Source organism: Gemmiger formicilis (assembly GCF_900167555.1).
Classification (GTDB): domain Bacteria; phylum Bacillota; class Clostridia; order Oscillospirales; family Ruminococcaceae; genus Gemmiger; species Gemmiger formicilis.
On record NZ_FUYF01000058.1, the window covers coordinates 1 to 3,413 of the forward strand.

Here is a 3,413-nt window from a genome sequence, read left to right on the forward strand (position 1 = left end):
GGCGGCCACGCGGACCTTCGGCGGCATGGGGGCATGCCGCCCTACAGCTGTAATACAGATGAGCACTCGTCCCAAAACCCCGACAACGCCATAGCCAAAAAAAGCGCTGCTGTCACTCTCCGACAGCAGCGCTTTTTGCGTCTATTTTATTGGAATTTCTTCGGTTCCTTCTTTGTAAAGAAGGAACAAAACCCCCGTAAATCAAATCGCCCCGTTTTCCCGCAGCCACGCCTCCAGCTCGGCGGCGGGCTTGTAGCCGACGGACCGGCTGACCTCCTGACCGTTCCTGAAAAGCAGCAGCGCCGGGATGGCGTCGATCTTGCGGGCCATGGCCAGCTTCAGGTTCTCGTCGGTGTTCAGCTTGCCGACCTTGACGGTGGGATGCGCCGCGGCGAGCTCCTCCAGCACGGGGCCCATCATCTTGCAGGGGCCGCACCAGTCGGCCCAGAAATCCACCACGACGGGCATGGCGCTCTGCAAAACCTCGGTGTCAAAATTCTGTTCGGTGATCTTGATAGACATATAGTTGCATCTCCTTTATAATAAGCTCAAATTTTTGCGTCCGCATACTGTAAGGCCAGCACCGCGCGGATGTCGCGGCTCGAATGCCCGATGCGTATTTCGTACCGGCCCGGCGCGGCGCACCAGGCGTGCAGCTCGGGGCTGTAACGGCTTATATCCTGCGGCGTCAGCGTAAAGACGATCTCCCGCTCCTCGCCGGGCTGCAGGTCGATCTTCGCAAACCTGCGCAGCGCCTGGGGCACCCGCCCGCCCGGCACCGGCGCACCCGTGGCGTCGGCCACATAGAGCTGCACGACCTCGGCTCCGCGCATCGCGCCGCTGTTTTTCACCGTCACCCGCGCGGTCACGGTGCCGCCCGGCGTCAGCGTGTCGGCGTCCAGCGCCGCGCCGCGGTAGACGTAGCCCGTGTAGCTCAGCCCGTGGCCGAACGGCCAGCGCACCGGCATTTTGCGGGCGTCGTACCAGCGGTAGCCCACGTAGACGCCCTCGCGGTAGTCGGCGGTCACGCCGTCACCCGGGAAATCCAGATAGCAGGGCGTGTCCTCCAGCCGCAGGGGCCAGGTCTCGGGCAGACGCCCGCAGGGGTCGGCGTCGCCCCACAGCAGGGCGTCCGTGGCCTCGCCCAGACCCTCGCCCGCCAGATACATACACAAAACCGACGATACATCGTCCGCCCAGGGGCACTCCACCGGGCCGGAGGTGTGCAGCACCACGACGGTGTTCTTCTGCACAGCGGCCACGCGGGCGATCAGGTTGTTCTGGCATTCGGGCAGGCGCATGTGCCGCCGGTCCGCGGCGGCCAGCTCGGCGCATTCGGGCAGACCGGCAAAGATGACCGCGGCGTCCGCAGCTTCGGCGGCGGCCACGGCACGCAGGAACTCCGCCTCGTCGCGCTGGTCGCGGTCCGCGGGGAAGCCCTCGATATAATGGATCTTGCGGTCATGCAGGACCGCAGCGTCGATGGCACTTGTGACCTGCGGCGCACGGGGATGACCGGCGGAATAGCGCGGGTGGTCGGCGAAGGCGCCGATGTAGGCTACCTTCTGCCCCTTGTGCAGCGGCAGTGCGCCCAGATTGCGCAGGAGCACACCGCTCTGCTTGGCCAGCTCGACAGCCAGACTGCGGTCTGCGGTGCGGTCACGGTCTGCGGGGGACGGCTGGGGCGATGCGACCAAAAGAATGCGTATAATGTTCGATGCAGCGCGGTTTAAAACGGACTCGTCCAGTGCGCCGGACTGCACGGCATCCACAAGACGTCCCGCGTCCGCAGGGGCAAAGTCCACACCCGCGGCCAGCGTCCGGGCCGGGTCCTGCACCGCGCCCGGCTCCGCCAGCACCGCACCGGCAAAGCCCCACGCGCCGCGCAGCGTGTCGGTCAGCAGAGCCGTGTCCTCGCAGATGCGGGTGCCGTTCAGCAGCCCCGCGCTGCACACAACGGCCCGGGGCTGCCCGTCCCGCACGGCGGTCTCAAACGCGGGCAGGTAAAGCTCCTGCAGCGTGCGCTCGTCAACACGGCGGTTCAGCGTCCGGCGGTCTGTCTCCTGGTTGACCACGGCCAGCCGCCCCGCGCAGCCACCCACACCCGCGCTCTGCACGCCTTGCAGGAATGCCGCGGCCAGCGCCCCCGTCAGGCAGGGGTCCTCGGCCCAGGTGTCGGCGCTGCGTCCGCTCAACGGGCCGCGCTTCAGGTTCACGTCCGGCACGTCCAGCAGCTGTGCGCCGCCGCTGCGCGCCTCCCACCCGAGCGCCGCGCCCATGCGGCGGGCCGTCTCCGGGTCAAACGACGCTGCCGCCGCGCACGCCGACGGAAAGCAGACGCCCCCGGCAGATTCCTGACTGTGCAGGCCGCTGACCCGCAGCGCCGGAAGGCCCAGCCGCGGGACCGCCGCGCCGGTGCAAAGACCGGCCTTTTCTTCCGGCGTCAGCGCGTCCACAAGCTCTTGAACGGTAGCGTACATGGGAAAATTCTCCTTTGACAAAGCAGTTTTCAACATTATACCACGACGCGGGTGGAAAATAAAATAAAAAAGTGTAAAATTATAGCTGTGAGGACACAACCTTGTAACAACACGGGGTTACAATACCCCCAAACAGGGAGGAAACGCGGATGAACAACATACTGATCGTGGAGGATGAGCACCTGATCGCACGGCTGATCGAGATGACGCTGACCCGCGCCGGGTACCGCTGCACGCTGGCCGAGGATGGCCGGACGGCGGCGGATCTCATCGAAACCACCAATTTTGATATGGCGCTTTTGGATATTATGCTGCCCGGCCTGGACGGTTATGCACTGCTGGAATGTCTGCGGCCCCAGGGCGTGCCGGTCATCTTTATCACGGCCAAAAGCGCGGTGAAGGACCGCGTGCAGGGGCTGCGCCTGGGCGCGGACGATTACATAACCAAGCCGTTCGCGGCGGAGGAGCTTGTTGCCCGGATGGAGACGGTTTTGCGCCGCACCGGGCGCGGCGGGCGGGAGCTGTGCGCCTACGACGTGGTGCTGGACACGGTCAACCACACCGCCCGCCGGAACGGTGAACCTGTGGAGCTGCGCCGCCTGGAATACGATCTGTTGGAGCTTTTGATGCGCAACCGCGGCGCGGCGCTCTACCGCGACGTGATGTATGAGCGCGTCTGGGGCGGCATCCCCGACACCGAAAGTCTGCGCACCGTTGACACCCACATTGCCCGTCTGCGCAAAAAGCTCGGCTGGATGGACAAGATCGAGACGGTGTACAAGATTGGGTATCGGTTGAAGAAGGAAGATTGAAAGAGTAACGGTAGCTCCGTAGGGGCCGGGCATGCCCGGCCCGCAGCCTTGCCATTGCCGCCCCTTTATCTTTTGCATCGTAGGGAGGGGTCTTGACCCCTCCGCGGGGCGTCGAGGACGC

Annotated in this window: 3 protein-coding genes; 1 reads left to right on the forward strand and 2 read right to left on the reverse strand. The window is 65.3% G+C overall.

Annotation, left to right across the window (positions count from 1 at the left end; genetic code table 11):
* Positions 1 to 201: 201 nt before the first annotated feature.
* Together trxA and B5D32_RS14375 are read right to left on the reverse strand one after the other, a co-directional pair.
* Positions 202 to 522: a thioredoxin gene (gene trxA / locus B5D32_RS14370; protein WP_078785640.1), complete on the reverse strand. Its 321-nt coding sequence runs from the start codon at positions 520 to 522 to the stop codon at positions 202 to 204.
* 26 nt (positions 523 to 548) lie between these two features.
* The gene (locus B5D32_RS14375; protein WP_078785641.1) at positions 549 to 2,480 is read right to left on the reverse strand and encodes a glycoside hydrolase family 3 C-terminal domain-containing protein; all 1,932 of its coding nucleotides are present in this window, start codon (positions 2,478 to 2,480) and stop codon (positions 549 to 551) included.
* Between the two features lie 149 nt (positions 2,481 to 2,629).
* Between B5D32_RS14375 and B5D32_RS14380 the strand changes: the two genes are divergently transcribed.
* Entirely contained in the window at positions 2,630 to 3,292 is a 663-nt protein-coding gene (locus tag B5D32_RS14380) for a response regulator transcription factor (protein WP_078785642.1), read from the forward strand.
* Positions 3,293 to 3,413: the final 121 nt, after the last annotated feature.

Bases quoted from the DNA above. Each gene is read 5' to 3' on its own strand.
- B5D32_RS14375 (WP_078785641.1), bottom strand. From the start codon at position 2,480: ATGTACGCTACCGTTCAAGAGCTTGTGGACGCGCTGACGCCGGAAGAA.
- trxA (WP_078785640.1), bottom strand. From the start codon at position 522: ATGTCTATCAAGATCACCGAACAGAATTTTGACACCGAGGTTTTGCAG.
- B5D32_RS14380 (WP_078785642.1), top strand. From the start codon at position 2,630: ATGAACAACATACTGATCGTGGAGGATGAGCACCTGATCGCACGGCTG.